Consider the following 25,497-nt stretch of genomic DNA (forward strand, 5'->3'; position numbering starts at 1 on the left):
AGAAATTAATTCAAGAGCCTTCTTTCAAGCTTTGCTTGTCAGAAGGACTTCTCGTCCTTTCTGGTGCTTCGTGTTTCTTTCACGTTGTTTAATTTACAAGGTACACGCTCTTGCCAGCCGCTCGGGCTGACGTGCTATTTATTTTAGCACACTCTGTTTCGCTTGTCAAGAACTTTTTTCAAGTTTTTTCAGGGCTTTTTAGCCCCGAACCGCTTGTTTCGGTTCTTTTTCAAGCTGGTTCGTACCTTCCGGCGCGAACTTATTTAGTTTACCATGCACGCTCGCGTTTGTCAAGCACTTTTTTCTGATCCCTTTCCGCAAGGCTGTCCAGGTTCCCCTCGGTTTCTTCCGGTTTTGGTCAGATTTTCATGCCCTCTCGCAAGGTGCTCAGTTAGAATACCACCCCTGCCCCCGTTTGTCAACACCTTTTTTCACTTTTCTTCTTTTTCTTTTCCCGTCCCGGATTTTTGGACAGCAGCCGCCAAGTCCTCATAGGAGAAGAGCGCATTAAGCACCTCCAGCATGGCATTGGGAGACAGATGTCCCGGCAGCTTCAGCTGCTTCATCAAGGTCTGTCTGCGCTCGGCTGATCCAGCCCCTCCAGACAGCCCCAGCAGCATCAGGTCCGCCTTGGTGATGACTCGTCCACACCGCACCGGCGGAGCATCTTCCTCCAAGAAGGTAGCCCCCGCCCGGCGGAGAGCCTGTTCCAGTACCTGGGGACGCATCCCTTCCACGCCCAGCTTCCCCTCTTTTCCCGGCGTACGCTTCCGTCGTTCCTTACCCAGGATATCAGGCACATAGGCGTGCTTCACCTGTTCCGGCGGAATGCTGCCCTTGAGGAAATTGCGGATGACAAAACCAGCCCCATCCGGATCGGTGAGGATGATAAGGCCCCGCTCCGCCGCCAAGCGGCGGAACAGGGCCAGTTTCTCACTGTTTTTAAATACACCAAAGCCGGAGGTCTCCACAATAATGGTATCCACCATCTGAGAGAGGGTATTCTTATCATAACGCCCCTCTACCACAATAGCCTCTTTGATCCGCAGCATACTCAGCTCCAGTGCAGGCAGGCGTATCCGACGTGCCAGCCGTCACCCAAGTTTTCCGTGTACAGAACACCGGGCCGGGCACTGCCCCGCCAGGGTTGCTGATGGACATTCAGGCGATCCAGAGGCTGATCGGACAGCCACGCCCGGGCTGCACCGTTGCAGAGGCACACGGTCAGCGCCCCGTCCTCCAGGCGAACCGCCTCCACCTCCAGGCCATCCAGCGGTTGGGTACTCAATCCCTCCGAGGGCAGTTCCCCCGCCTGGGCCGCCTTCCGCAGAAGCTGCAGCTCGTCCCTCCGCACCGCCAGCAGCTTGCGGACCTGCTCACGGATGATCTCCATCTGATTCTTTCTGCGATTGGCGGTCAGATACCACCCCGCCGCGCCGGCGGCAAGCACCACGCCAAAGATCGCACGCTTTTTCATTATCATCAGGCTCCTTTCTTTACGGCCAGCTCCATCAGCAGGCCAGTCAACAGTTCTTCTCCATCCGCGCCAGTGGATTTCATGGCCAGATCTACTTCGCCACAGCGGATCACCGCCCGGCGGCACCAACCCAGAGAAAACCGCCGGGCTGACTGCATCATCCGTTCCGCCGGATAAGCCGAGCGCAGTCCCCACAGCTCCATCAAATAGCGGCTTCCCTTCCTGTGTTCCAGGGCCAGCCGGGCTGTATAGAGCTGCCGCAGCTGCTTGCCCAGGGCCGCCAGCAGTTTGATGGGAGGCTCCTGCATATGATAGAGGTCCCCCAGCACTGAGGCCGCCTTGTCAAAGTCTCCGGCGGAGATGGCATCGGTCATCTGGAACACCACCGCATCCAGCTGGGGTGTGGCTACCGCGTCGATATCCTGTCGGGTGACCCGCCGGTGAGAGGCGTAGGCACCAATCTTGCCGATCTCCGAAATCAGAGTGTGCATCAGATCTCCACACAGGAAGATAAGATACTTGGCGTCCTCAGTACCGATATCATGGTCCATGGCCCGGAAACGCCGGGCGATCCAGTCCACCAGGTCCCCCTGCTCCTGCCGGTTGAAGGGCACTACACTGCCCTTCTCCTTGATAACACCGGCCAGCTTGGTACGAGCATCTGATTTATATTCGATCAGGTCATACACAAAGACCAGGCACACATAGTCGGGCAGATCCTTCAAAATGGCGGTAAGCCCCTCCTTGTCTCCCTTGAAGAGATCGTAATCATTGACTACGATCATGGTGCGGGGACTCATCATAGGCAGGCAGTCCACCGTCTGGGCCAGAGCCTTCAAATCAAACTCCTTACCCTGGATCACATGGTAGTTGAAGGTCTCCATTCCCGGAGGCAGCAATTTCTGCTTCATCTGTCCCAGATAGTAGTCCCGCAGATAGGCCTCCTCGCCGTGAAACACATAAAGGCTGCCCAACGTGCCGCTTTTCAGATCCTGTTTCAGCTTCTGATAGGCAGCAGTATCTGGTTTTCCCTTTGGCGGCATGGTATCTTCTCCTTATTCCGCAGTAATGGTAACGGTCCCCGACCAGTCAGTGCGGTAGATCTGGCATCCGTGTTGGGACAGCCGGGCCAGAGTCTCCGCCGCCGGGTGACCGTAAGTATTGTATCCAACTGATATAACAGCCCATTCCGGCTGTATGGCCTGGAGCAATTCGTCCGACGAGGCGTATTTGGAGCCGTGGTGGCCTGCTACCAGCAGCTCTGTATCCGGCAGGTCTCCGTATTTCACCAGCCGCCCCTCCACCGTGGTATCCATATCTCCCGTAATGAGCACATCAAAGTCCCCTGCGCTGCCTAACACCGACAGGCCTTCTTCATTGCTGCTGCCGCTGCCCAGGGGCGGGTAGATCTTCAGGCTCGTCTCTCCCAGCTCGGCGGTGGCCCCGTCGGTGACCAACAAAGTCTCCACTCCATGGGCTTGGGCGGCAGCCTCCACCTCTGCCCGCAGGGCACTGTCCGGCTCCACGTCAGGCAGAATCAGCAGTCCAACGTCCATCCGCTCCAGTAGTTGAGGAATTCCGGATGCGTGGTCGTCGTGATAGTGGGTGAGGATCACCAGGTCGATGTGGCTCAGGCCCAGGGACTGGAAATAATCCGCAGCCGTATCCCCCGCATCGTAGCCGCCGCAGTCAACCAACGCAGTCTGTCCCCGGGAATAGAGGGCCACGCTGAGCCCCTGACCCACATCCAACACCGACACAGTAAGCCTCCCGCCGGTGAGGGCGGCGGCCTGGAGGATCAGAGCTCCGCAGAGGGTGGACGTGCTGAGGCACACCGGCACCGCCACCCGGCCTCTGGGGCCCCGCCAAAGCACCCACAGGAAAATAAGTCCATAGGTCAGAGCCATCCACAGAACCAGATAGACGGAATGGACGGCCACCGAGGCAAAGGGCAGGCTCGCCAGGGCAGCAGTGAGCCACTGGAGATACCACACCGGCAAGGAGACCACCCAGGCCATCACCGTGGCCACGGCAGGCAGCACAAGCCCCACCAGCGCCGTCACCAGCCCACCCAGGAAGGCATCGGACACCGCCCACAGGGAGAGCAGATTGGTAAGAGGTGAAATAAGCGTTACGCTGCCAAAATAGAAGGCCATCAGAGGCGTGGTGAACACAATGGCTCCCAACGTGGTGGCAACAGTGGCGATAATCACCCGGGCCACCCGGCAGCCCAGTTTGAGCCAAAAGTTCTGGGGCTTGCGGGGCAGTCTGCTCTCCCACTTCTCACACAAAGGCCCGGTAAACAGAAAGATACCGGCCACGGCGGCAAAGGACAGCTGGAGGGACACGCTGGCGGCAGCATAGGGATTGACCGCCAGCAGTATCATCAGCACGGTACTGAGGCTGGTAGGCGGATCATTCTCCCGGTCCACCAGCGGGGCAATCAGGAGCAAAGCCTGCATCAACGCCGCCCGCTGCACCGAGGGGGTGTTGCCTGCCACGGCGCTGAAAAAGAAGAGCAGGCAGATGCCCACCACTGCCGACAGCCGCCTGCGGCGGCCCAACAGAGTAGTAATCAGTCCGGCCAAAAAAGAGACATGGAGGCCGGAGACTGCGATCACATGGGCCAGTCCAGACCGGCGCAGGGCACTGTACACCGCCTCAGGCAGTTCCGTCTTGTCTCCCGTCAGCAACGCGGTGACCAAAGGCGCGGTACTATCCGGAAAAGCTCGGTCCACGCTGTCCTTCAGCGCCCCACTGAACAGGGCGGGCCAGCAGCCCACCGGAGTCTGTTCCGGCCGTTCCGCCGTCCATTCCTTCCCGCCGCTGCCGATGAGGAGTACCCCTTTGGCATAATAGTAGCTGGTAGTCTCCCCCGCCATAGTGTCTGCCATACGGAAGGAGGCGGTCACTGTCAGCCGGTCGCCAGGCCGCAAACCCATGGCCTCTTCCCCATTCAAATAGAGCAAGGTCTTGACCGGACTTCCATCGTCCCCATAGACCTCCGACATAACAGAAGTGCTGTAGCTGTTCTCCTGAGGCCAATCGGTGACCAGAGCCGTAACCGTCGTCTCTGTGCCGTTCAGCCGCAGAGCAGGTACCCGTACCAGAGCACAGTATACTCCCGTCCAACATAGGCCCGCCGCCAAACCGAAGCAGATCAGCAGCGTCCGCAGACGGGCTTTGCCCCGAAGGAACAGTCCGGCCAGGGCTGCCAAACCACAGCACGCCCCCGCCGGCACCAGTATGGCTTCCGGCAGCAGATAAACCGCCAGAAACACCGCGCCGGAAAAGGCTGCGGCAAACCAGGCCAGCTTACGCATAGGGCATCCCAGCCATGCAGCGAATAGACTGAACATACATGGTCATCACCTTATCCATGATACCAAACTGAGCCATACAGCGCAAGACATGACTCCATGCACAGTCACAAAAAATGCAGAACAGCCCCCGCCCTTCTAGGGCAGGGGCTGTCTTTCTATCTGGTTCTTATTTCTTCCGCAGGAAAGAGAACTTGGTCTCGGAGCAGATCACGCCCACAAAGATCAGGGCAAAGCCCACCAGCATCAGGGCAGTAGGCTGCTCGTTGGCGAAAATCATGGAGAAAATTACGCCGAAGGGAGCTTCCAGGGACAGGAGGACCGCCGCGGTGGAGGGGGCGGTGTATTTCTGCCCGATGTTCTGGAAAAGCAGCGCGCCGCAGGAAGCGAAAATCACCAGGTAGGCAAGGCCAAAGATCAGATCGCCGTTGAACACCTCGGGGCTCACCGAAGTTCTGGTAACCAGCACGCCGATCCAGGAAAACACGGCAAAGCTGGCAAACTGGAGGGTGGTCAGGATGAAGATATCCCGGCCCTCGGAGAACTTGGACACCGCCACGATATGGGCGGCAAAGAAGAAGCCGCCGATAAGGGTAAGTACATCACCCATATTGAAAGCGGAGGCGTTATCGCCGGTAACTGACACCAAGCCGATGCCAATGATGCACAGCAAGGCTGCGATCACATTGAACTTGTCCGGCCGGCGCTTGGCCACGATCCAGTAGAGGAAGGGGACAATGACGCAGTAGACCGCAGTAAGGAAGGCGTTTTTGCCGGGGGTCGTCTGTTCCAGGCCGTAGGTCTGGAAGGCGTAGGCCACAAACAAACAGAAGCCCATTACTGTGCCGCCAATCAGGTAGTGGCGGTCCATCACCTTCCATCGTTTGATAAAGACCACCGCCAGCACAAGAGCGGCAAAACTGAATCGAATGGCCAGTAGCCAGAAGGTGGGCAGCACATCCACGCTGCTCTTCATCACTACAAAGGAACTACCCCAAATAATCGTAGCGAGGATAATCAGCGGGGTGGCGAACTTGGCCAGGACACTGCTTTCATTGGTTTGGCTCATGGTTGTACCTCTCCTTTACCTATGGTAAAATAAAATGTAATCCCAACAAAGGGGGGCATCCAAATGAAACCGCTGGATCGGACCTTTTTTGCCCGGGACACCTTGGATGTGGCCCGAGATCTGCTTGGAAAACACCTGGTCCGGATATGGAACGGGGAAACGCTGGTGGGTCGCATTACAGAGACCGAGGCCTATATTGGCCGGTGCGACAAGGCCTGCCACGCCTATGGCTACCGCCGAACCGCCCGGACCGAGACTCTCTTTGCCCCGCCTGGCACCGCATACATCTACCTGATCTACGGGATGTACCACTGTCTCAACTTCGTGACCGAGGCGGAAGGGGAACCTGCTGCCGTCCTGCTGCGGGGTCTGGAACCGGTGGATGGGTTGGCTCGTATGAGCCTCAACCGCTTCGGCAAAATGCCCGGAGAGCTGACTTCCTATCAAAAGAAGCACTTTCTGGATGGACCGGGCAAGGTGTGCAAGGCCCTGGCTCTTACCCGTGCCCAAAACGGTCTGGACCTGTGCGGCCAGGAGTTGTTTCTCTGTGATGCAGGCGAAACACCCGCTGTCATCCATACCGGCCCCCGCATCGGCATCGATTACGCTGAGGAGGCCGTTCAATTCCCCTGGAGGTTTTATGTATGATCCTGTTTGACTTTGACGGCACCCTGGTGGACTCCAACGGTGTGTGGGAGGAGGTGGACAACACCTTCCTGACCCGCCGGGGGCTGACCCCCACCCAGGAGTACAGCGAGACGGTGGGCCACTCCATCTTCCCTCTGGCTGCCCAGTTCACCATCGATTACTACCACCTAGACACCACGCCTCAGGCCATCATGGACGAGTGGACCCAGCTGGGCCGGGAGGCCTACCTATCTCAGGTCCCCGCCAAACCGGGAGCTCTGGCCTTTCTGGACCAGTGCCGGCGGCAGGGGCAGACCATGGTATTGCTCACCGCCTGCGTGCCCGAATTCTGCCAGGCCGCCCTGAAGCGGCTCAATATGGAGAACTACTTCTCCCGCCTCATCTTCGTCCAGGAGCTGGGTATGCTGAAGAAGGACCCGGCCACCTTCGTCCATGTACTGAAAGAGCTGGGAGCCACGCCGGAAGATAGTACCCTCTACGAGGACTCTCCCGGCGCCTGCGCTGCCGCCAAGAAGGCGGGGCTGACCGTAGTAGGGGTGTACGACCCTTTTTACGCCCGGTACGAGGGCGAATTGAAGGAGCTGTGCCATCAATACATTTACAGCTTTACGGAATTGCTTCAGCCGTAGCATTTCTCCGGGCCACCTTCCGGCGGCCCGGTTTTCTTATACCTTGGTCATATACTGGGAGGCAGATTTCAGCATCAGCTTTTTGGTACCCACGCTGTCGAAGGCGATCTCCACCAGGGCGTCGCCGCCCATGGGAGTCACCTTGGTGATCAGGCCCTGACCGAAGGCCTTGTGCCGCACCGTATCGCCCATGCGGAAGGCTCCGCCGGACGGAGCGGCCTGGCTTGCCGCAGGCGCCGGGGCAGGCTGGGCCGCCGGAGCCGTATGGCCTAGGGAGAAGCCGTGGTCGAAAGTGCGACGCACTGGCGCGGTCTTGCGGGCAGGCCGCTCCCCCTCACCCCGCTCGCCGTAGGGCAGGCGGCCGGACTTCTCCACCAGTTCCGGTGGAATCTCCCCCAAAAAGCGGGAGGGACGGTTGGAATTGGTGCGGCCGAAGAGCATACGCTGGGAGGCACAGGTCATATACAACTTCTCCTTGGCCCGGGTCATAGCCACATAGCATAGCCGCCGCTCTTCCTCCATCTCCTCTGGCTCACCGATGGCACGGATGCCGGGGAAAATACCCTCTTCCACGCCTACCACAAAGACCACCGGGAACTCCAGGCCCTTGGCGGAGTGCATGGTCATCATGACCACGCAGTCCTCGCTGGAGTCGTGGCTGTCAATATCGGTATAGAGGGCGATCTCATCCAGGAAGCCTGCCAGAGAGGGCTCCTCCACCGCATTGTCCAGGTAATTCTGGATGGAGGTAGCCAGCTCCCGCACGTTCTCCAGTCGGGTGCGATCCTCAATGGTCTTTTTCTGCTCCAGCATGACGGCATAACCGGTGCGTGCCACTACCTCTTCGTAGAAGGCAGGCAGAGGCAGCTCCCGGGACAGCTTTCGCAGATCGTCCATCAGTTCCACAAACTGGCCCAGCTTGGGAGCCGCCTTCTGCAGCTCCGGCCAATCCTTGGCGTGGCTGATGACCTCCCACAGGGACCTGCCCTCAGCCTGGGCAATGTTCTGCGCCCGGTCCACGGTGGTGGCGCCGATACCGCGGGGCGGATTGTTGATAATGCGGGAGAGCCGCAGATCGTCGCCGGGGTTGTTCACGGCGCTCAGGTAGGCCAGCATATCCTTGACCTCGGCACGGTCAAAGAACCGGATGCCACCGATGATGCGGTAGGGAATACCGTTGCGCTTGAAGGCCTGCTCGATCTGGTTGGACTGGGCGTTCATACGGTAGAGCACCGCGTGATCTTTCCAGCTGCGCCCGGCGGAAAAGCCTGCCAGGATCTGAGCCGCCACATACTGGGCCTCGTCGTGCTCATTCATGGCGGTATAGCACTGGATCTTCTCGCCCTCTTCGTGCTGAGTCCACAGTTCCTTGCCCTTGCGGCCCTCGTTGTTCTTGATAACTGCGTTGGAAGCCTCCAGAATGTTCTTGGTGGAGCGGTAGTTCTGCTCCAGCCGGATCACCCGGGCGCCCTTATACTGGCTTTCAAAGGAGAGGATGTTCTCAATGGTGGCGCCCCGGAAGCGATAGATGGACTGGTCGTCGTCACCCACCACGCAGATGTTCTCATAACCTCCCGCCAGAGTGGAGGCCAACAGATACTGCAGATTGTTGGTATCCTGATACTCGTCAATGAGGACGTAGCGGAATTTCTTCTGGTAGTAGGTCCGTACCTCCTCAAACCGCTGGAGCAGGCGCACCGTATCCAGGATAATGTCGTCGAAGTCCAGGGCATTGGCTTCCTTCAGCCTCCGCTCATACTCCACATAGATCTTGGCCATCTTCACCAGGCGGAAGTCTCCCGCCTTCTCGCACTGGGCCAGATAGTCCGCCCCGGACAGCATGGCGTCCTTGGCACGGGACAGGTAGCCCAGCACCGTGCGGGCAGAGAAGGTCTTATCATCCAGGTTGAAGTCCTTCACAATATCCTTGATGACCCGCTCGGAGTCGGCGGTGTCGTAAATGGTGAAGGAGCTGGTAAAGCCCAGTCGGTCGATGTCCCGCCGCAGGATACGCACGCAGGCGGAGTGGAAGGTGGAGGCCCACACGTCGTTGGCGGCGGGGCCCAGCATCCGCTCCAGCCGCTCTTTCAACTCTCCGGCAGCCTTGTTGGTGAAGGTGATGGCCAGGATGGACCAAGGCACCGCCGGGTCCAGGCGGCACAGCCGCTCCTGCTCTCCTTTCTTCTCCGGATCGGGGCGGGCCACATACTCCTCCAGGAAGGCCAGATCCTCCGGCGTCACCCAGGCAGGCACTTCGTTGGAATCGGAGCCCCGACCGTACTTCATCAGGTTGGCGATGCGGTGGATGAGCACCGTAGTCTTTCCGCTGCCCGCTCCTGCCAGCAGCAGCAGAGGCCCTTCAGTGGCCAGAGCCGCTTTCCGCTGTTCCGGATTCAGATTTCCAAACTCCAGTTCGATGGCCGCCCGCCGGGCCTTGCAAAAGCGCAGTTCCTCTTGGGTATTCAACATATCGTTTTCCTGTCTCCTTGGCAATGGGAGAGCCGCCCACAGGTGGACGGCTCCCTTTTTTGGTATCTCTATTGTATCGAAAAGCGGCGGCCAGGTCAACCACCCCCAGGGGATTCTTTTTACCGTGATGGACTCTTTAAAGTGCTATAACTTTATAGTGCAAAAGTCTTAAGGATGTGATATAATGTGCCTCGCGTGCAATGCATCGGAAGGGAGAGGGTTGGGATGCGCCGTTTTGTTTTTCGTTCCCTCCGGCTGGGGTTTCTGGCCTGTGATCCGGCGCTGGCAGGTCCGGCGGCAGCATTCTACCGACGCAATCGGGCAGCTTTTGCCCCCTTTGATCCGGTCCAGCCCGAGGAATTCTTTACAGCAGAGGGCCAGGCAGAGCGTCTTGCCTTCGACCTGGAGCAGGCGGAGGCGGGCCGCTGTTTCCGCTTCCTGTTGGTCCAGCCCCGGCATCCCGGTAAAATCATCGGGCTGGCTGGTCTCAACGAGATCGTGCGCGGGGCCTTCCAGTCCTGCTTCATCTCCTACAAGCTGGACCACACCCTCTGGGGACAGGGCTACGGCTCGGAAGCCATCGCCGCTCTGACGGAGTGGGGCTTCCGCAATCTGGGGCTCCACCGGGTGGAGGCCAACATCATGCCCCGCAATCTTCCCTCCCGCCGAGCGGCGGCCAGAGCCGGTTTTGAGGAGGAGGGACTGGCCAAACGCTATCTCAAGATCAACGGGGTATGGGAGGACCATATCCACATGGTACGCAGAAACGAAGAGGAGGATCTCTGAATGGAACACAACAAATCCGGCGGTAAGTTTACCAGCTCACTGGGATTTGTCCTGGCAGCGGTAGGCTCCGCCGTTGGCATGGGCAACATCTGGCTTTTCCCCTATCGCATGGGACAGTATGGCGGCGGCGCCTTTCTGATCCCCTATTTCATCTTTGTGGCCCTGTTCAGCTATGTAGGCCTGTCCGGCGAGTTTGCTTTGGGCCGGCTCACCGGCACCGGCGCCATGGGCTCTCTGGATTACGTCATGAAATCCCGGGGCAAGAAGGGCGGCAAGATCCTGGGCATCATTCCCCTGCTGGGCGTGCTGGGCATCGCCATCGGCTACTCGGTGGTGGTGGGCTGGGTCCTGCGGTATACCGCCGGCTCTGTCACCGGCTCCATTCTGGCCGGGGATTCTCAGAGCTTTTTTGACGCGCTGGCTGTCAACTTCGGTTCCGTGCCCTGGCACCTGATCGCGGTGGTCTTTACGGTGGTCATTCTGATTTTCGGCGTGGCTTCCGGCATTGAGAAGCTGAGCAAGTTCATGATGCCCGCCTTCTTTATTCTGTTTCTCATCATTGCCGTCCGGGTAGCCTTCCTTCCCGGCGCGGCGGAGGGCTACCTCTACCTGCTCCGGCCCGACTGGAGCTACCTGCTTAAGCCGGAGACCTGGGTCATGGCTATGGGACAGGCCTTCTTCTCCCTGTCCATCAACGGTGCCGGTATGCTGATCTACGGCAGCTATATGAAGAAGGACGAGAGCATTCTGCGCCACGCGGGCATGACCGCCCTGCTGGATACTCTGGCCGCCCTGCTGGCGGGCTTTGCCATCATCCCCGCCGTCTTTGCCTTCGGCATTGATCCCACCAGCGGCCCCTCCCTCATGTTTGTCACCCTGCCTCAGGTCTTTACTCAAATGCCCGGCGGCCAGATCTTCGCCCTGCTCTTCTTCGTGTCGGTGTTCTTCGCAGGTATCACCTCTCTGATGAATATGCTGGAGGCCTGCGGCGAGGCCCTCAGCTCCACCGTCAAGCTCTCCCGCCGGGCCGCCACGCTCATTGTTGGCGTGGTTACCTTCGTGCCCGGCCTGTTCCTGGAGTCCCTGGCCGGCATGGGCGGCTGGATGGACCTGATCACCATTTACGTCTCCCCCTTCGGCGCCCTGCTGGTGGCGGTGTTCATCTACTTCGTACTGCGGGTAGACACCATTAAGGACGAGCTGGCTCTGGGCGGAAAGGGCCGCCCCGGCACGTTCTTCACCGTTACCGCCCGCTTCTATGTGCTGGTGGCGGCAGCTGTGTGGGTGCTGGGCATCTACTACGGCGGCATTGGCTGATCTCATATAAAAAGACAGGCTCGGCTTACAGCCGAGCCTGTCTTTTTATCCGCCTGTGATCCAGTGCTGGAAGCCCTCCCACAGCTCAATGGCCTTGAACTTCACCACATACCCCTCGTCCTCTCCGGTGATGAGGGACACCTGGTCCTGGGTAAAGCCGTCGCTGAGGGCGGTCTGGGCCGCCGTCTCACTGACCGAACCCAGGCACAAGGGGGGAAAGACCACGCACCACCAGTTCTGACCGGCGCCTTCGCCGATCACCACCCGCAGGGCGGTATACTCTCCGGCGGGAAGGGCAAAGTCTGTGTACTGCTTGGTGGGAAACCAGTAGTTGTCCTCCAGGGAGACCGTCACCGGATACTGATATCCCTCCTCCGCCACCTGATCTGCTCCGGCAGCTGCTATGTCGGCCAAATGCTCTGTCAGAACCTCTCTGGTCTCTTCCAAGGTGGCCCCAGGCACAAAATAATCCGACGCCGCGCCCAGCACCCGGTCCCTCACCTTCAGCTTCAGGGCCTGGTCAGCCTCCGAGTCGGAGTTAGCCAGCACATGGAGCCGGATCACCTGATCGGACAGGGCCGCCTGACTCCGGTCCAGCCAGACCCCTGCCAGAGCCGCAATAGCCACACCCAGCAAAAGAGCCAATTCCCAGCGCCGCAGGGTCTTGCTCTGTTTCATAAAAAATCACCGTCCACATTGGTTTGTCTCCATTGTGGACGGTGATTTTTGATTTTATACCTGTTCCAGCAGATTTTCCACGGTCTGAGCCAGAAATGTCTCTTGGTACTGCTCCTGCAGTGCATCAAAAGCACTTTGTGCCCGTTCCTCGTGGTCAAAAAGTCCGAACACAGTGGGACCGGTGCCGCTCATGGAGGAGCCAAGGGCTCCATGCTGGATCATCACATTTTTAATGGCGTCAATTTCCTGGGCACGGCGGCTGGGCAGAGCGTCCTCAAAGACGTTATACATCCGCCGGGACACCCCGGGCAGGTCGCCGCTCTTCAGCGCCGCGATCAATCCGGCCGTATCGGGCCGCCGGCGAATCCGGCAGCCGTCCAACGTACGGAACAGCTCCGGCGTGGACACCGAGAAAGCGGGCTTGCACAGCACCACCAGACAGGACGGCAGCGGTGGCAGATCGGTGAGGACCTCTCCCCTGCCCTCGGCCAGGGCGGTGGTTCCCCGGACGCAGTAGGGCACATCAGAGCCCACCAGGGCGCCGATCTCCTCCAGCCGCTCCCAGGACAGGCCCAGGCCCAGCAGCTTGTTCAGCCCCCGGAGCACAGCAGCGGCGTCAGCACTGCCCCCCGCCATTCCGGCACACACCGGGATGGTCTTGTCCAGCTTGATGGATAGTCCGCCGTGGTCCACCCCTGCCGCTTCGCACAGCCGTAGGGCGGCAGCGGCGGCCAGATTACTCTCGTCCGCCGGCAAAAAGCCCAGGTTACTCTCCATGCGCAGGGGCTGCCCGGTGCCGGTCTCCAGCCGGAGGGTATCGGTAAGGCCCACCGTCTGCATCACCATCCGCATATCGTGGTAGCCGTCAGGCCGCTTTCCCAGCACATCCAGGGACAGATTCAGTTTGGCGTAGGCCTTGACCTCCAGGACTGCCATGAGACTCCTCCTTATCGGATCTTGCGCGCCTCCAGATAAAAGCGCTTGTCATGGGCCTCGCCCAAAGAGAAGGTCTTGCGGGGCAGGGCCCCGTCGTGGATCACAGTGGGGAACAGCTGGTCCTTCCCCATGGCAGGCAGCAGGAAGGCCAGGTTGCCCGGCCGGGCCGCCAGGGTACGGGCCACATCAGCCCCGTGGATGTAGTCGATACGCCCGCCCTGTTCCTTCACATAGGTATCCAGGAAGGGCTGAAGGGTGCCCACCTCCATCTGCGCAGTGGGGTTGGGCACGGTGACCGCGCCCTGCCCGCCTGCGTGGACATAGCGGAGGACGTGGCCCTCCCCCTCACCCCGGAAAGCGCCGGGGAAGTTCTTTACCAGTGCATCCACCACCTGCTCCGGCTTTACGCCGAAGAGCACCCGGTGGATGGCCTCAAATTCCAGGGCCGGGTCGTGGAGGTTCACCAGTTCGCACAGGGCGAAGCGGGCAGGCAGACGGCTCCACTGCTCTTTGGGAGTCAGTCGCTTCTGACGCTCATAGCACTCCTTGGCTGTGGCCAGGGAGTGGTTGCCGTCACCCACGGCAAAGGCCATGACCTCCTCCGTGCCGTATTTGGCCCGGAAGGCGGCGGGGTCAGCCAGGGTGGACAGTGCGTCGGCCACCAGGGCCATACTCTCTTCATCCAGCAGCCAGCCGGTGATGTGTCCCCCACGCTCCATCAGGTCAAAGTCATACACCTTCTGCATTCTGTCTTTCCGCTGGGCCAGAGGCTCAATGACCGTTTTCTGGGGATCGTCGGTCAGCAGCATAACGTGGGGCAGCTCCAGGGGGGCGTTCTTCCGCACCGCCACCCGGGGCGGAATGCGGGACATGACGGTACCCTCGGTGGCCCGCACGGCGGCGCCGGAGCCGGGCTCATAGTCGTACTGCTCCAGATCCACCATGCCCACCAGGCCCCGGCGCACCTTCAGGTTGTCCAGCCGCCGCTCCACATAGATGAGGGCGTTGGGGAACTCCTGAAAGCGCTCCTCCCGCAGGTAGCGGGTCATGGTGTTGTTGACTTCCATAATATCGGTCTCTACATTGGGACCGTCCAGGCAGCTCTCCGGCAGGATGAGCCGCAGGGCGGAGGGGGCGGAGCCCACATACTCCTCCACCCGCTGCCAGTAGTCCGGCTGGGAGGTATACTGATCGCAGGCCACCACCGACCACTTGCAGTATTCGCAGTCCCGGGGCAGCAGGATATCGGCCGGCCGGAAGGCCAGTCCCTCAAATTGCCGCAGCATATTGCTCACTCACTTCCAGACATGAAGTTTGGGTGGTACTCAGTCTATCGCGTTCCGGATGGCGGCCAGCAGATCGGGGAATTCCTCGTAGGCGGGCAGCTCCGGATGATCGGCCTTGATCTGGTCGGTGCTCTTGAAGAGGAAGCCCGCCTTGCTGGCCTGGATCATGCCCAGGTCGTTGAAACTATCCCCAGCGGCGATGGTGTCGTAGCCGATGGATTGGAGGGCCTTCACCGTGGTCAGCTTGGACTGGGGGCAGCGCATCTGGAAGCCGGTGATGGTACCGTCGTCGGCCACCTCCAGGGTGTTGCACATCAGAGTGGGCCAGCCCAGCTTTTTCATCAGGGGCTGTGCAAACTGCTCAAAGGTATCGCTGAGGATGATCACCTGGCTGAAGGAGCGCAGCTCATCCAGAAATTCCTTGGCCCCGGGCAAGGGATCGATGGTAGCGATGGTATTCTGGATCTCCTTCAGGCCCAGTCCATGCTCTTTCAGAATATTCAGACGGAACTGCATCAGCTTGTTGTAGTCAGGCTCGTCCCGGGTGGTGCGGCGCAGCTCCGGGATACCAGTGGCCTCGGAAAAGGCGATCCAGATCTCAGGGACCAGAACGCCCTCCATATCCAGACAGGTGATGTACATATCCTCTCCTCCTTTTCTTATTCCTGCTCTCTGGCCTGCTTTTTCTTCAGGTTGGTCAGGAAGTTGTCCATACGCGTCAGGGCCTCGGCAATATCCTTCATGGAGGTGGCGTAGCAGCAGCGGACGAAGCCCTCGCCGCCGGGGCCGAAGGCGGAACCGGCGATAACGGCCACCTTCTCCTCCATCAGGAAGCGCTCACAGAACTCATCAGAGGTCAGACCGGTGCCCCGGATGTCGGGGAACACATAGAAGGCCCCTCTGGGCTCAAAGCAGGGCAGGCCAATGCGGCGCAGACCCTCCACCAGATAGCGGCGGCGGCCGTCGTACTCGTCCCGCATATGCTCGATGTCGCCGTCGCCGTTGCGCATGGCCTCAATGGCGGCGTACTGGCTGACAGTGGGGGCGGACATGATGCCGAACTGGTGGAGTTTCAGCATCTGCTTGATGACCGGGGCGGGCCCGCAAACGTAACCCATCCGCCAGCCGGTCATGGCATGGCTCTTGGAGAAGCCGTTGACCACGATGGTGCGGTCGTACATATCAGGCAGGTTGGCCATGGAGACGTGGTGCTGGCCGTAGGTCAGCTCGGCGTAGATCTCGTCGGAGAGCACCATGATGTTGGTGCCCCGCAGCACCTCGGCAATGGCCTCCAGATCCTCCCGGCCCATGATGCCGCCGGTGGGGTTGGAGGGGAAGGGCAGCACCAGCACTTTGGTGCGGGGGGTAATGGCGGCCTTCAGCTGCTCGGGAGTGAGGCGGAACTCATTCTCCGCCTTCAGCTCCACATACACCGGGGTACCGCCGGCCATGGAAGCCAGAGGCCCGTAGCACACGAAAGAGGGCACAGGCACGATGACTTCGTCGCCGGGGTTAAGCAGGCAGCGCAGAGTCAGGTCAATGGCCTCGCTGCCGCCTACGGTGACCACGATCTGGTCGGCAAAATTGTAGTGCAGGTCGAACCGGCGGGCCAGATAGGCGGCAATCTCCCGCCGCAGCTCCGCCATACCGGCGTTGCCGGTATACTTAGTAAATCCCTTCTCCAGGGAGTAGATGCCGGCGTCCCGGATGTGCCAGGGGGTAACGAAATCGGGCTCACCGATGCCCAGGGAGATGGCGTCCTTCATCTCCTCCAGAATGTCAAAAAAGCGCCGGATGCCGGAGGGCTTCACATCCTGGATGCGCTTACACAGTATCTCGTCGTAGTTCATGAGAAAATCCACTCCTTCGGCTGCTTCTCCTGCTTTTCAAAGATCAGGTGCTTTTCCTTATATTTATGCAGGATAAAGTGAGTGGCGGTGCCGGTCACGTCCTCCAGGGTGGACAGACGCTCCCCCACGAACTGGGCCACTTCCTTCAGGGTGCGGCCGGAGATGATAACGGTCAGGTCAAAAGCGCCGCTCATCAGGTAGACGCTCTCCACCTCGTCGTACTGGTAGATCCGCTCGGCCACCCGGTCGAAGCCCTCGCCCCGCTGGGGGGTCACCTTGACCTCGATCAGGGCGGTAACCGCCTCCCGGTCGGTGCGGTCCCAGTCCACAATGGCTTTATAGCCCAAAATAATTTTTTCATCCTCGTACCGCTTGATCTCCGCCTTCACGTCCTCCACGGACATATCGGCCATAGATGCAAGCTGTTCGGGGGTCAGAGTGCAGTCTTGTTCCAAAAGCTGGAGCAATTTCATGGCTGTGCTCCCTCCTTCTTCTTATCAGCGATTCACACAGGTCTGTAGAAAGGCCTATTATATGATATTATATACGGACGGTTTCAGAAATACAAGAGTACAGATGGAAACTTCAAGGGCTGTCTGTCTTACATTTCCATGCAAAAAGACAGGCCCCGGGGCTTTTTAGCCCCGAGGCCTCATGTGCTTGCGTTACAGCACTCCCTTGCGGACGTTGACCACAAAGTCCTGCACGTTGGTAACAATGGTGCGTACCGACAGGCTGCCCCGATCCCGCAGCTTGTTCACCGCAAACTCGGAAATATCCACGGAATAGAAATAGACCGGGCGCACCACCCCGTCCACCACCCGGTAGGAGGGGGTCATGTTGCCGGTGGCCACCGTATGGAGGGTGGAGGCCATACAGATCACGGTGGTGGCATTTCTCACCAGCGCCCGCATGGCGTCCTGGCCCTCATACACGTTGCCGTACACCTCAGGCAGGGGGCCGTCGTCCCGGACGGAACCCACCAGCACAAAGGGCACGTTGTGGTTGACGCACTCGTAGATGATGCCGTCTTTCACCTTGCCGGAATGGACGAAGGCGGCGGTGGACCCCGCCAGCCGGACAGCGTTGATGGTGTCAATGTGGTTGTAGTGGCCGTTGGGCATACTCTTCTGGGTGTAAATGTCCTGGCCCAGGGCAGTGCGGAGATAGCCCGCCTCCAGATCGTGGGTAGCCAGGGCGTTGCCCGCCAGCAGGCCGTGGACATAGCCACCCCGCACCAGAGCGGCAAAGGCGTCCCGGGCATCGTGGTCAAAGGCGCAGGCGGGGCCCATGACCCACAAAATGCGCCCGTGGTCCTTCTCATGGCGGAGCAGTTCATAGATGGAGTCGTAATCCATGGAGTAGGCGGTCTCCCTGGAGCGGCCCTGACGGAAGGAGAAGGTCTCCTGCTCCCCTTTTTCCGTCTCAAAGCCATCGGCGTAGATATAGATGCCCTCCGAGGCATCCTCCGTCCGGCCTACTACCACCGGCTCGCCCTCTTTCAGGTTGCGGAACTCTACCACGGCAATCTTGCCATCCCGCAGGACGGCCACGCAGTCCATGCGGCTCTCCTCGGCCAGCAGCCAGTCTTCGTTGACTTTGAAGTATTCCGGGAAAATACTGGTGGCGTGGTAGCCTTCGGGCGCCACACCGTCCCGGGGGGCGGGGTGGAAGGTTACGCTGGGGGCGTTCTGGAACATGGGCTGGGTAAAATCAGGGGCATGATACTCAGGCAGTACAAAGCTCATGGGAATCAGAACTCCTTTCCGTCGTTTTGTCACCTCCATTGTATCATGACGGCCCCAAATCCGCAATCTGTTCTTCAGAGATCCTTTTTCATCCGGTTTATTGCACTTTTTTCCAGTCTGGAAACCTGAGCCTGGGAGATGCCCACCTCGGCGGATACCTCCATCTGGGTCTTGCCCTCAAAAAAGCGCATCCGTAAAATCCGCTTCTCCCGGTCGGTGAGCCGCTCCATGGCCTCCTTCAGAGCAATGTGCTCCAGCCAGCTATCATCCGTGTTTTTGGAGTCCTTTACCTGGTCCATGACGCAGATGGTATCCCCGCCGTGTTCGTAGACCGGCTCGTAGAGGGACACCGGGTCCACGATGGCATCCAGAGCAAATACCACGTCCTCCCGCTTCAGTTCCAGCATCCTGGCGATCTCCTCCATGCTGGGCTCCCGCTGGTGCTCGTTCATGAATTTCTCTTTAGCCTGGAGCACCCGGTAGGCGGTGTCCCGCATGGACCGGGACACCCGGAGAGAGGAGTTGTCCCGGAGGTAGCGGCGGATTTCCCCAATAATCATCGGCATGATACTGCTATTAGGGAAAATTCTCTATGACTCCGCCCCATGCTTCAAAAAGGTGTAATAAATCTCCACTTTGGGTCCGTCCACCACAATGCGCTCCACGCAGTCCCGGATCACCGCCTGCCGCTCCTCCGGGGTGAGATTGGGCCAGCTATCTTTGATGCCCGCCGCCTGCTCCCGCAGGTCCTCCATCCGGGCAGCCCGGCGGCAGGTGGCCTGCTCGGTCTCATAGTCCTGCCGCAGAATCTCCAGCTGCCGGCGCACCTCCCGCACCTCGTCCAGCAGCACCGGGTCCTCCCCCTCGGCAAAGAGCTGGTAGAGCCGCCGCAGCTTGCTCTCCAGCTTGTTCATCTCCCCCTCCAGTTGGGTCAGGGGATCGGGGACGGGGTCAATCTCCTCCCCCAGCCGGGCGGACACCTGGAACAGATCGTGAAGCACCTGCTCCTCCAGTTCCTCCGCCCACACCGCCTCAGCCTGGCAGTTGTCGCCCTTCTTCATATGGGGCTTGGAGGGGTCCCGGCCATAGCAGCGCAGCTTATAGCCATTCTTGCCCCAGCGAATGTATCGCATCCGGGCGCCGCAGGCGCCACAGTACACCAGTCCGGTGAGCAGGTGACCCCCTCCGGCGGCCCGGTGCTTGGTAGCCCGCTCCTTCATCCGGTCCTGAACCAGATAAAATAGTTCCTCGGGCACGATGGGCTGGTGAAGGCCCTGGTACTCCTCCCCCTTGTAGGTGATGAGGCCGATGTTGCTTTTGCGGGTGAGGATCTGGGTCACCAGCTTGTCGTATTTCAGCCCCATTCTGTGGGCGATCCGCTGGGCGGACCATCCCTTCAGGTAGAGCTCGTACATCTGCCGCACCCGGGGGGCGTCGGCGTTGGGCACCAGGATGCCGGTGCTCCGGTCGTAGTCGTAGCCAAAGGGTACCCCGCCGCCCCCCATCCAGTAGCCCTGCCGCACCCGCTCCACCATGCCCATTCGGGTACGCAGGTAGATGTTTTCCCGCTCCAGCTGGGCAAAGGCGGATAGAATCCCGATCATGGCCCGGCCGTAGGGGGTGGAGGTGTCGATACTCTCATTGAGGGAGATAAAATCCACCCCGTGGGGCAGAAATACGTCCTCAATGAGGTAGAGGGTATCTTTCTGGCTTCTGGACAGCCGGTCCAGCTTGAACACCACCACCGTGGCCACCTGCCCGCCTCGGGCATCGGCGATGAGCCTGGTCATCTCCGGCCGGTCCAGATTGCTGCCGCTGTAGCCGCCGTCGGTGTAACAGCGATAGTTGTCCCACCCCATGGCCTTGCAGTAGGCCTCCAGCCGCTCGGTCTGGGCCTGGATGGAGTAGCCCTCCTCCGCCTGGGCCTCGGTGGATACCCGGATATAGAGGGCCCGCAGGGGCTGGTTTTCCACAAGTTCCGTCATATTTCTCTCCTGATGCTGTGTCATGGGGTCCATTGTACCGGATTGTCCCTATTCGCTGCAATTCCTTTTTCTGCCATCACCGTTTCCGTCCTCTGGCCCTGGCCTGCCGCAGCAGACGGACCAGCACCGGATTTTCCACCTGCTGGGGCGGCAAATCCTTGCCGGACACCGGCTTGCCGTTCACATAGCGTCGCACTTCCATGATATCGCCTCCGCTTTCAGTGTGCCCGCTTTTGTCCGAAGGCAGACAAAAGGACCTGCCGTTTTCACAGCAGGTCCTTCCATCAATATCTTCCGCAGACGGGGCAGCCCGTGCCCCGCTCCACCGGCACACGATCCAGCTCCAGCCGCTTGCCGTCGTAGAGCAACATTTCTCCCGGGATGGGATTGTGCCCCAGCAGCATCTGGAGGGCAACGGTAGCCATCAGGGAGGCCACCGCTCCGGTAACTGCCCCCAGGGCCTGACCACCCTCCTCCGGCGCGGTCCCGGCATAGCAGCAGGACAGGCAGGGAGTTTTCCCAAACTCCACCGCCATCACCGAGCCGTACCAGCCCTCCACCCCACCATTGACCAGAGGAATATTATTCTGAGCGCAGGCGGCATTGAGGGCAAGCCGGCCAGGCAGATTGTCCACCGCCGCCACTGCCAGCTGGCAGTCTGCCAGCAGCTCCATTCCAGTTTTCTCGTCCAGCCAAGCCTCCACCCCCTCCACCCGCAGGTCCGGGTTGAAGGCGGACAGCCGCCGGGCGGCCGCCTCCGCCTTGGGGCGGCCCAGGTCGGCCTGGTCAAAGAGGAACTGCCGGTTCAGGTTGCTGAGGGAGACGGTATCCCCGTCCACCACCACCAGCCGCCCCACCCCAGCACCGGCCAGGGCATAGAGCAGCGGGCCTCCCAGGCCCCCGGCTCCCACCACCAGCACCGAGGAGGCGGCCAGCCTGCGCTGGCCCTCCGTTCCGATCTCCGGGATAGTTAGCTGCCGTCGGTATCGCTCCAGTTCCACAGCACCCTCCTAACCGCCGCCGCACACGGGGATAAACTCCACCACGCTGTCCGGTCCCGTGGGGGTACGGAAGCCCTTCTCCGCCCCAGCGGAGCGTTTGTCCACAATGATGTGGCTCCGCTTGGCCAGCCGGTAAGCCTCAACCCCGCGGTACTTCTTGATCTGATCCAGCAGCCGGGACACATTGTTCCCGTCCATTGTTTCCTCCCGGCAGCCGGTGAGGTCGGCCAACCGGCCGTGATAGCGCACCAACGCCATATTATCCCCCCTCCGGCAGGGGGATGCCCAGGTGTTTCAGCCGCTTGGCGGTGGGCACGCCGTGGGCGTCCCACCCCCGGACCCTGTAGTACACCGGCAGCATCTTATCCAGAGGCACCACCGTGTCCGGCCGGTCCGGGTCCTGGGGCGTTTTAGTGAGCCGTCCGGGCAGGGCGTCGTCCGCCGCCGTCAGACCCTCCCGCAGGTTGTACAGCCGCTCCACATTGTAGCTGCGCTCCCCCACGGTAAAGAATTTACCGATGGTCATGGGCAGGCCGGTGACCAGGGCAATGGACTTGCTGTGGGGCACCAGCATACAGTTGATGGGCATGATCCAGGGCATGAACTTCCAGATTTGCCCCAGCAGGGGCCGGGCGGACAGCATCACCTTGCCCGCCGCCCGGCAGGCAAAGCTGGCAGGTCCAAATTTGAACAGGATACCGGGGATCATGGCCTGCATGGTAAACAGGCAGAACCCGGCGGCGGAGGCCGCCTCCATACCGTTCTGGAAGAACACCGTCAGCTCCGGCTTGCCCTTGGGGGTCTGGGCGTCCATGCTGATAACACCCACCGACTCCAGAAGGGCCAGATAACCGCCATTCAGGTGGCAGCCGCCCCGGTTGGCGGTGGCGTAGCCCAGACCCATACCCACGCTTTTCCGGGGTTCATAGGCGGCCAACTCCAGCCCCTTGGCGTGGATGGCAAAGTCGGCGCCGCCGTACTTCTCGCTCAAGGCCTTGCTGCCGATGGACAGTTCTCCGGCGGGACCCCGGCGGTAGGCCACATCCTCCACCACCCGGGGCAGGTCCTCGGGCTGGCCCGGCTTCAGGCCGAAGTCTCCCATCCCCTTCTCCTGGAGCTCCATGGCAAAGGCGATGGTGCCCGCCAGGGAGATGGTGTCCATGCCCAGCAGGTCGCACTTGTAGTTGAGTTCATTGATAAGGTCCAGGTCCCGGTTCTCCAGGTTGGGTCCAAAAAGGCCCAGGGTCTCGTACTCCGGCCCCTTGACCTCCTTGCCTTTTACCTTCACCCGCCGCTCGCAGCGGATGGGGCAGCTGACGCAGCTGCTGTTGCGGGTGAGCCTGGTATCCGCCAGGGTCTCGCCGCTGACCTCCTCGTAGTGCTCGTACCGGCCCCGGGTAAAGTTGTGGGTGGGCAGCACACTGGAGGCGTTGGCCTTGCTCACCAGACCCGCCGAGCCGTATCGAGGCAGACTGTCCCCCGTCATGGGGTGCTTTTTCAGCAGCTTGACCCACTTGCGGGTGTGGGCCTCGAAGCCCTCGGGATTGGCCTTCACCACCTCACGGGTGCCGTAGGCAATGACCGCTTTCAGATTCTTGCTGCCCATGACCGCCCCGGCCCCGCAGCGCCCGGCCACTCGCTCGCCGCTGGCGGCGCAGGCAAAGCGTACCCCGTTCTCTCCGGCCGGGCCGATGACCAGCTTGCCGTACCGCTCCGGCAGTTCTTCCTGGGTGCGCTCAGTGTCCAGGCCCTGGAGTTGGGGACAGGCCTCGATGCGGATCTTGCCGTCCTCCACCACCACCATGCTCAGCTCCGGGGCCTTTCCGCACAGAATGAGTCCGTCAAAGCCCGCCTTCTTCAGCAGCATCCCAAAGGGTCCGCCGCAGTTGGAGGAGGCGATACCGCCGGTGAGGACGTTTTTAAAGGTCATGTTGAACCGGCTGGAGCTGGGGGCGCCGGTATCGTTCATGGGTCCGGTGTTGACGATAAGCACCGCCTCCGGGCTGAGGGGGTCCAGCCCCGCGGTCGTCAGATCGGTGAGCAGCCGGGCCCCCAGGGCCTTGCCACCCAGATATTGCTCAAACAGCCTGGCAGAGATGGTACACTTCCGCCACCGGCCGTTTGTCAGGTCCACTTGGGCATAGACCGGCAGGATCATGCTCCCACCCCTTCCTTCATGGTGATGGCCCCGATACCGCAGGCCCGGGCGCACAGACCGCAGCCCACGCATTTGTCCGGAGCGCTCAGCTGGGCAAATACCTCCAGATCCCCCTTCTGCCGGGGCAGGCTGATGGACAGGCAGGAGAAGCCGCAGGCAAGCACGCACATGGAGCAGGCGGTACACAGCTTGGTGTCAATGACCGGTCTGGGCCACTTTTCTTTGGGTACTTTATGGCTGTAGAGGCCGGGCAGGGGCCCCTCGATGGCCCCTCTCGGGCACACCCGGCCGCACACCCCGCACTGGGTACAGCGGACGGGATCGATGGTATGTACCTGCTTGACCGTCCCGGTGATGGCCCCCACCGGGCAGTTTTTAGCGCACAGAGTACAGCCCACACAGTTTTCTGTGATCTGGTACGGCATCCAGACCCCTCCTTCACGCATCATAGAAAAGCCCGCCCCGCAGCCGGGGCGGGCTTGACTGCCTGAACTCAGGCCTCTTCCTTGGCGCACACCGCCTCCATCAGCTTGCGGGCGTGCTCCCGGGTGAAGTACCGGGGCACCGGATAGGTACCGTGGCACTCCTGGAAGGCCATGTCGATAACCTCCTCGATGGCGGAGGCGGGGAACTTTTCAAACCGGGTGGGAATGCCCATCTGCCGGTTGAGCTTGTAGAGCAGCTTTACGAAGCGGGTGGCTTTGATCTGGTCGCTGTCTCCCGGCATCCCCAGCTTGAGCATCCGGCCCAGCTCGGCAAACCGCTTATAGCTCACCGGCAGGTAGTAGCGCATGATGTGGGGCAGCAGCACCGCATTGGCCAGACCGTGGGGCACGCCGAACTTGCCGCCGATGGTGTGGGCAAAAGCGTGGACGTAGCCCACATAGGTACGGGTAAAGGCCATGCCCGCGAAGAAGGAGGCGGTAAGCAGGGCCTCCCGGCCCTCCAGGTCCGCCGGATTCTCCTGGACCTTGGGCAGGTACTGGAAGATAAGCCGAACGGCGATGCGGGCCTGACGGTCGGTCTCCTCGTCAGCGTAGCCAGCCACATAGGCCTCCAGGGCGTGGGTCAGGGCATCCAGAGCGGTGTGGGCGGTGGTGTGCTTGGGCAGGCCCACCGTCAGCTCCGGGTCCAGAATGGCAAACATGGGCACCAGCTTGGGGTCCAGCAGCTGCTTCTTGCTGTGGGTGGCGGAGTCCGAGATGATGGCGGCCACGGTGGTCTCGCTGCCGGTACCGGCGGTGGTGGGCACCGCGATGAGGGGCAGGGGCCGGCGGCGCACCTTCAGCATCCCGGCCAGAGCCTCGGCGCTGGTGTGGTTGGCCACGGCGGCAGCCACCGCCTTGGCAGTGTCCATCACCGATCCACCGCCTACTGCCACCACGGCGTCGCAGCCGGAGCAGGCCTTTTTGGCCTCGGCCACAATGGCAAAGGTGGGATCGGGCTGCACCCCGTCATACACGCTATGCTCCACTCCGGCGTTCCGGATGCTCTCTTCCACCCCATCCAGCAGGCCGGACTGGTGGAGGAAGGAATCAGTGATCACCAGGGCCTTCTTGGCGCCCAGCATTTTCAGCAGGCGGCCTGCCTCTTTGGCACGGCCCGGCCCAATGTAGGTCACAGGGGTAGGTTTGCTGACGATTTTGATGACCGGTTTACGCACGGCCACGCTCAGCTTTGACATGGTGGTATTCATAAGATCCTCTCCTCCTGACCGCCCGCGGTCCGCGGTTTGTTTTCTTTATTTTACCACCAACCTACTCAAGAATCAAGATTCTGAAACCTGGAGTTTGAATTCAAGTATTTCTATTTCCCCAAAATACCTATCATCGGCACGCCATAGGTGGAAAAACGCACGTCCAGATCGGTGTTGAAATTATCAATGGCTTTAATGAGGCCAATGCACCCTACCTGAAACAGATCGTCGGCGTTCTCACCCCGGCCGGAAAACTTCTGAATCACCGACAGCACCAGCCGCAGGTTGCCTGCGATAAGCTGTTCCCGGGCCTCCATGTCCCCCTGCTTCACCCGCCGGAGCAGTTCCATGGTCTCCTCGTTTTTCAGTACCTTCAGCTTTGCCGTGTTGACGCCGCAGATCTCAACCTTTCCCTGCATGGCCCCTGCCTCCTTCTCTGTGTCT

24 protein-coding genes and 2 pseudogenes are annotated in these 25,497 nt (G+C 60.6%); 4 read left to right on the forward strand and 22 right to left on the reverse strand.

Annotated elements, in window-relative coordinates; all coding sequences use genetic code 11:
• Nucleotides 1-431 precede the first annotated feature (431 nt).
• From B5G40_RS10310 to B5G40_RS10330, 5 genes are all read right to left on the reverse strand, one after another.
• On the reverse strand, nt 432-1,052 hold the full coding sequence (locus tag B5G40_RS10310; RefSeq protein ID WP_087271197.1) for a toprim domain-containing protein: 621 nt from the start codon (nt 1,050-1,052) through the stop codon (nt 432-434).
• Nucleotides 1,053-1,054: 2 nt separating this feature from the next.
• Nucleotides 1,055-1,477: a toxin-antitoxin system antitoxin subunit gene (locus tag B5G40_RS10315; protein WP_087399552.1), complete on the reverse strand. Its 423-nt coding sequence runs from the start codon at nt 1,475-1,477 to the stop codon at nt 1,055-1,057.
• A gap of 5 nt (nt 1,478-1,482) precedes the next feature.
• Nucleotides 1,483-2,520, reverse strand: coding sequence for a DNA polymerase III subunit delta (holA, locus tag B5G40_RS10320; protein ID WP_087399553.1), 1,038 nt, complete (start codon nt 2,518-2,520; stop codon nt 1,483-1,485).
• Between the two features lie 12 nt (nt 2,521-2,532).
• On the reverse strand, nt 2,533-4,800 hold the full coding sequence (locus tag B5G40_RS10325) for a DNA internalization-related competence protein ComEC/Rec2 (RefSeq protein WP_087399554.1): 2,268 nt from the start codon (nt 4,798-4,800) through the stop codon (nt 2,533-2,535).
• 166 nt (nt 4,801-4,966) lie between these two features.
• Nucleotides 4,967-5,866, reverse strand: a complete 900-nt coding sequence (locus B5G40_RS10330) for a DMT family transporter (protein ID WP_087188681.1) — start codon at nt 5,864-5,866, stop codon at nt 4,967-4,969.
• Nucleotides 5,867-5,929: 63 nt separating this feature from the next.
• On the opposite strand from B5G40_RS10330, the gene B5G40_RS10335 reads away from it, so the two are divergent.
• Both B5G40_RS10335 and B5G40_RS10340 read left to right on the forward strand, forming a co-directional pair.
• Nucleotides 5,930-6,514: a DNA-3-methyladenine glycosylase gene (locus tag B5G40_RS10335; protein ID WP_087188682.1), complete on the forward strand. Its 585-nt coding sequence runs from the start codon at nt 5,930-5,932 to the stop codon at nt 6,512-6,514.
• Nucleotides 6,511-7,143: an HAD family hydrolase gene (locus tag B5G40_RS10340; RefSeq protein ID WP_087399555.1), complete on the forward strand. Its 633-nt coding sequence runs from the start codon at nt 6,511-6,513 to the stop codon at nt 7,141-7,143. The genes B5G40_RS10335 and B5G40_RS10340 overlap by 4 nt, the downstream gene beginning before the upstream one ends.
• A gap of 36 nt (nt 7,144-7,179) precedes the next feature.
• Here the strand turns inward: B5G40_RS10340 and B5G40_RS10345 are convergent, their stop codons facing one another.
• Nucleotides 7,180-9,612: an ATP-dependent helicase gene (locus tag B5G40_RS10345; RefSeq protein WP_087331066.1), complete on the reverse strand. Its 2,433-nt coding sequence runs from the start codon at nt 9,610-9,612 to the stop codon at nt 7,180-7,182.
• Nucleotides 9,613-9,837: 225 nt separating this feature from the next.
• Here B5G40_RS10345 and B5G40_RS10350 point away from each other — a divergent pair, with 225 nt between their 5' ends.
• Both B5G40_RS10350 and B5G40_RS10355 read left to right on the forward strand, forming a co-directional pair.
• Nucleotides 9,838-10,398: a GNAT family N-acetyltransferase gene (locus B5G40_RS10350; RefSeq protein ID WP_087271183.1), complete on the forward strand. Its 561-nt coding sequence runs from the start codon at nt 9,838-9,840 to the stop codon at nt 10,396-10,398.
• Entirely contained in the window at nt 10,399-11,715 is a 1,317-nt protein-coding gene (locus tag B5G40_RS10355) for a sodium-dependent transporter (RefSeq protein ID WP_087399556.1), read from the forward strand.
• A gap of 45 nt (nt 11,716-11,760) precedes the next feature.
• Here the strand turns inward: B5G40_RS10355 and spoIIR are convergent, their stop codons facing one another.
• The 16 genes and pseudogenes from spoIIR to B5G40_RS10430 all read right to left on the reverse strand — a co-directional run.
• On the reverse strand, nt 11,761-12,393 hold the full coding sequence (gene spoIIR, locus B5G40_RS10360) for a stage II sporulation protein R (RefSeq protein WP_087271178.1): 633 nt from the start codon (nt 12,391-12,393) through the stop codon (nt 11,761-11,763).
• Nucleotides 12,394-12,447: 54 nt separating this feature from the next.
• Complete coding sequence (gene ispE, locus B5G40_RS10365) at nt 12,448-13,329, reverse strand: 4-(cytidine 5'-diphospho)-2-C-methyl-D-erythritol kinase (RefSeq protein WP_087399557.1); 882 nt, start codon at nt 13,327-13,329, stop codon at nt 12,448-12,450.
• A gap of 11 nt (nt 13,330-13,340) precedes the next feature.
• Complete coding sequence (locus B5G40_RS10370) at nt 13,341-14,615, reverse strand: DUF1015 domain-containing protein (protein WP_087399558.1); 1,275 nt, start codon at nt 14,613-14,615, stop codon at nt 13,341-13,343.
• A gap of 39 nt (nt 14,616-14,654) precedes the next feature.
• Nucleotides 14,655-15,257, reverse strand: a complete 603-nt coding sequence (thrH, locus tag B5G40_RS10375) for a bifunctional phosphoserine phosphatase/homoserine phosphotransferase ThrH (RefSeq protein WP_087399559.1) — start codon at nt 15,255-15,257, stop codon at nt 14,655-14,657.
• A gap of 17 nt (nt 15,258-15,274) precedes the next feature.
• Nucleotides 15,275-16,465 carry a pyridoxal phosphate-dependent aminotransferase gene (locus B5G40_RS10380; protein WP_087188691.1) on the reverse strand — a complete coding sequence of 397 codons (1,191 nt, stop codon included), beginning with the start codon at nt 16,463-16,465 and terminating at the stop codon, nt 15,275-15,277.
• Nucleotides 16,462-16,938 carry an Lrp/AsnC family transcriptional regulator gene (locus tag B5G40_RS10385; protein ID WP_087331250.1) on the reverse strand — a complete coding sequence of 159 codons (477 nt, stop codon included), beginning with the start codon at nt 16,936-16,938 and terminating at the stop codon, nt 16,462-16,464. Before B5G40_RS10385 ends, B5G40_RS10380 begins: the two co-directional genes overlap by 4 nt.
• 192 nt (nt 16,939-17,130) lie before the next feature.
• On the reverse strand, nt 17,131-18,213 hold the full coding sequence (locus B5G40_RS10390; protein WP_087399560.1) for a hypothetical protein: 1,083 nt from the start codon (nt 18,211-18,213) through the stop codon (nt 17,131-17,133).
• Nucleotides 18,214-18,287: 74 nt separating this feature from the next.
• Nucleotides 18,288-18,779: pseudogene (locus B5G40_RS10395) on the reverse strand (sigma-70 family RNA polymerase sigma factor); the annotation flags it as partial.
• A gap of 24 nt (nt 18,780-18,803) precedes the next feature.
• Nucleotides 18,804-20,198 carry a recombinase family protein gene (locus tag B5G40_RS10400; protein WP_158099517.1) on the reverse strand — a complete coding sequence of 465 codons (1,395 nt, stop codon included), beginning with the start codon at nt 20,196-20,198 and terminating at the stop codon, nt 18,804-18,806.
• A 76-nt stretch (nt 20,199-20,274) separates the two neighbouring features.
• Nucleotides 20,275-20,400, reverse strand: coding sequence for a hypothetical protein (locus tag B5G40_RS17470; protein WP_275532452.1), 126 nt, complete (start codon nt 20,398-20,400; stop codon nt 20,275-20,277).
• An 82-nt stretch (nt 20,401-20,482) separates the two neighbouring features.
• Nucleotides 20,483-21,199 carry a HesA/MoeB/ThiF family protein gene (locus B5G40_RS10405; RefSeq protein ID WP_087399562.1) on the reverse strand — a complete coding sequence of 239 codons (717 nt, stop codon included), beginning with the start codon at nt 21,197-21,199 and terminating at the stop codon, nt 20,483-20,485.
• Between the two features lie 9 nt (nt 21,200-21,208).
• The gene (locus B5G40_RS10410) at nt 21,209-21,457 is read right to left on the reverse strand and encodes a MoaD/ThiS family protein (RefSeq protein WP_087399563.1); all 249 of its coding nucleotides are present in this window, start codon (nt 21,455-21,457) and stop codon (nt 21,209-21,211) included.
• A 1-nt stretch (nt 21,458) separates the two neighbouring features.
• A complete protein-coding gene (locus tag B5G40_RS10415; RefSeq protein ID WP_087399564.1) occupies nt 21,459-23,357 on the reverse strand; it encodes an aldehyde ferredoxin oxidoreductase family protein in 1,899 nt (632 codons plus the stop codon).
• Nucleotides 23,354-23,782 carry a 4Fe-4S binding protein gene (locus B5G40_RS10420; protein ID WP_087399565.1) on the reverse strand — a complete coding sequence of 143 codons (429 nt, stop codon included), beginning with the start codon at nt 23,780-23,782 and terminating at the stop codon, nt 23,354-23,356. Before B5G40_RS10420 ends, B5G40_RS10415 begins: the two co-directional genes overlap by 4 nt.
• A gap of 68 nt (nt 23,783-23,850) precedes the next feature.
• The gene (locus B5G40_RS10425) at nt 23,851-25,053 is read right to left on the reverse strand and encodes an iron-containing alcohol dehydrogenase (RefSeq protein WP_087399566.1); all 1,203 of its coding nucleotides are present in this window, start codon (nt 25,051-25,053) and stop codon (nt 23,851-23,853) included.
• A 113-nt stretch (nt 25,054-25,166) separates the two neighbouring features.
• Nucleotides 25,167-25,472: pseudogene (locus B5G40_RS10430) on the reverse strand (sigma-70 family RNA polymerase sigma factor); the annotation flags it as partial.
• Between the last annotated feature and the right edge of the window lie 25 nt (nt 25,473-25,497).

It is taken from the genome of Flavonifractor sp. An9 (assembly GCF_002161245.1).
Classification (GTDB): Bacteria; Bacillota; Clostridia; order Oscillospirales; family Oscillospiraceae; genus Flavonifractor; species Flavonifractor avicola.

What these genes read in the sequence shown, in the direction of transcription:
- B5G40_RS10310 (WP_087271197.1), bottom strand. Translation starts at nt 1,052, where the DNA reads ATGCTGCGGATCAAAGAGGCTATTGTGGTAGAGGGGCGTTATGATAAG.
- B5G40_RS10315 (WP_087399552.1), bottom strand. Translation starts at nt 1,477, where the DNA reads ATGAAAAAGCGTGCGATCTTTGGCGTGGTGCTTGCCGCCGGCGCGGCG.
- holA (WP_087399553.1), bottom strand. Translation starts at nt 2,520, where the DNA reads ATGCCGCCAAAGGGAAAACCAGATACTGCTGCCTATCAGAAGCTGAAA.
- B5G40_RS10325 (WP_087399554.1), bottom strand. Translation starts at nt 4,800, where the DNA reads ATGCGTAAGCTGGCCTGGTTTGCCGCAGCCTTTTCCGGCGCGGTGTTT.
- B5G40_RS10330 (WP_087188681.1), bottom strand. Translation starts at nt 5,866, where the DNA reads ATGAGCCAAACCAATGAAAGCAGTGTCCTGGCCAAGTTCGCCACCCCG.
- B5G40_RS10335 (WP_087188682.1), top strand. Translation starts at nt 5,930, where the DNA reads ATGAAACCGCTGGATCGGACCTTTTTTGCCCGGGACACCTTGGATGTG.
- B5G40_RS10340 (WP_087399555.1), top strand. Translation starts at nt 6,511, where the DNA reads ATGATCCTGTTTGACTTTGACGGCACCCTGGTGGACTCCAACGGTGTG.
- B5G40_RS10345 (WP_087331066.1), bottom strand. Translation starts at nt 9,612, where the DNA reads ATGTTGAATACCCAAGAGGAACTGCGCTTTTGCAAGGCCCGGCGGGCG.
- B5G40_RS10350 (WP_087271183.1), top strand. Translation starts at nt 9,838, where the DNA reads ATGCGCCGTTTTGTTTTTCGTTCCCTCCGGCTGGGGTTTCTGGCCTGT.
- B5G40_RS10355 (WP_087399556.1), top strand. Translation starts at nt 10,399, where the DNA reads ATGGAACACAACAAATCCGGCGGTAAGTTTACCAGCTCACTGGGATTT.
- spoIIR (WP_087271178.1), bottom strand. Translation starts at nt 12,393, where the DNA reads ATGAAACAGAGCAAGACCCTGCGGCGCTGGGAATTGGCTCTTTTGCTG.
- ispE (WP_087399557.1), bottom strand. Translation starts at nt 13,329, where the DNA reads ATGGCAGTCCTGGAGGTCAAGGCCTACGCCAAACTGAATCTGTCCCTG.
- B5G40_RS10370 (WP_087399558.1), bottom strand. Translation starts at nt 14,615, where the DNA reads ATGCTGCGGCAATTTGAGGGACTGGCCTTCCGGCCGGCCGATATCCTG.
- thrH (WP_087399559.1), bottom strand. Translation starts at nt 15,257, where the DNA reads ATGTACATCACCTGTCTGGATATGGAGGGCGTTCTGGTCCCTGAGATC.
- B5G40_RS10380 (WP_087188691.1), bottom strand. Translation starts at nt 16,465, where the DNA reads ATGAACTACGACGAGATACTGTGTAAGCGCATCCAGGATGTGAAGCCC.
- B5G40_RS10385 (WP_087331250.1), bottom strand. Translation starts at nt 16,938, where the DNA reads ATGAAATTGCTCCAGCTTTTGGAACAAGACTGCACTCTGACCCCCGAA.
- B5G40_RS10390 (WP_087399560.1), bottom strand. Translation starts at nt 18,213, where the DNA reads ATGAGCTTTGTACTGCCTGAGTATCATGCCCCTGATTTTACCCAGCCC.
- B5G40_RS10400 (WP_158099517.1), bottom strand. Translation starts at nt 20,198, where the DNA reads ATGACGGAACTTGTGGAAAACCAGCCCCTGCGGGCCCTCTATATCCGG.
- B5G40_RS17470 (WP_275532452.1), bottom strand. Translation starts at nt 20,400, where the DNA reads ATGGAAGTGCGACGCTATGTGAACGGCAAGCCGGTGTCCGGCAAGGAT.
- B5G40_RS10410 (WP_087399563.1), bottom strand. Translation starts at nt 21,457, where the DNA reads ATGGCGTTGGTGCGCTATCACGGCCGGTTGGCCGACCTCACCGGCTGC.
- B5G40_RS10415 (WP_087399564.1), bottom strand. Translation starts at nt 23,357, where the DNA reads ATGATCCTGCCGGTCTATGCCCAAGTGGACCTGACAAACGGCCGGTGG.
- B5G40_RS10420 (WP_087399565.1), bottom strand. Translation starts at nt 23,782, where the DNA reads ATGCCGTACCAGATCACAGAAAACTGTGTGGGCTGTACTCTGTGCGCT.
- B5G40_RS10425 (WP_087399566.1), bottom strand. Translation starts at nt 25,053, where the DNA reads ATGAATACCACCATGTCAAAGCTGAGCGTGGCCGTGCGTAAACCGGTC.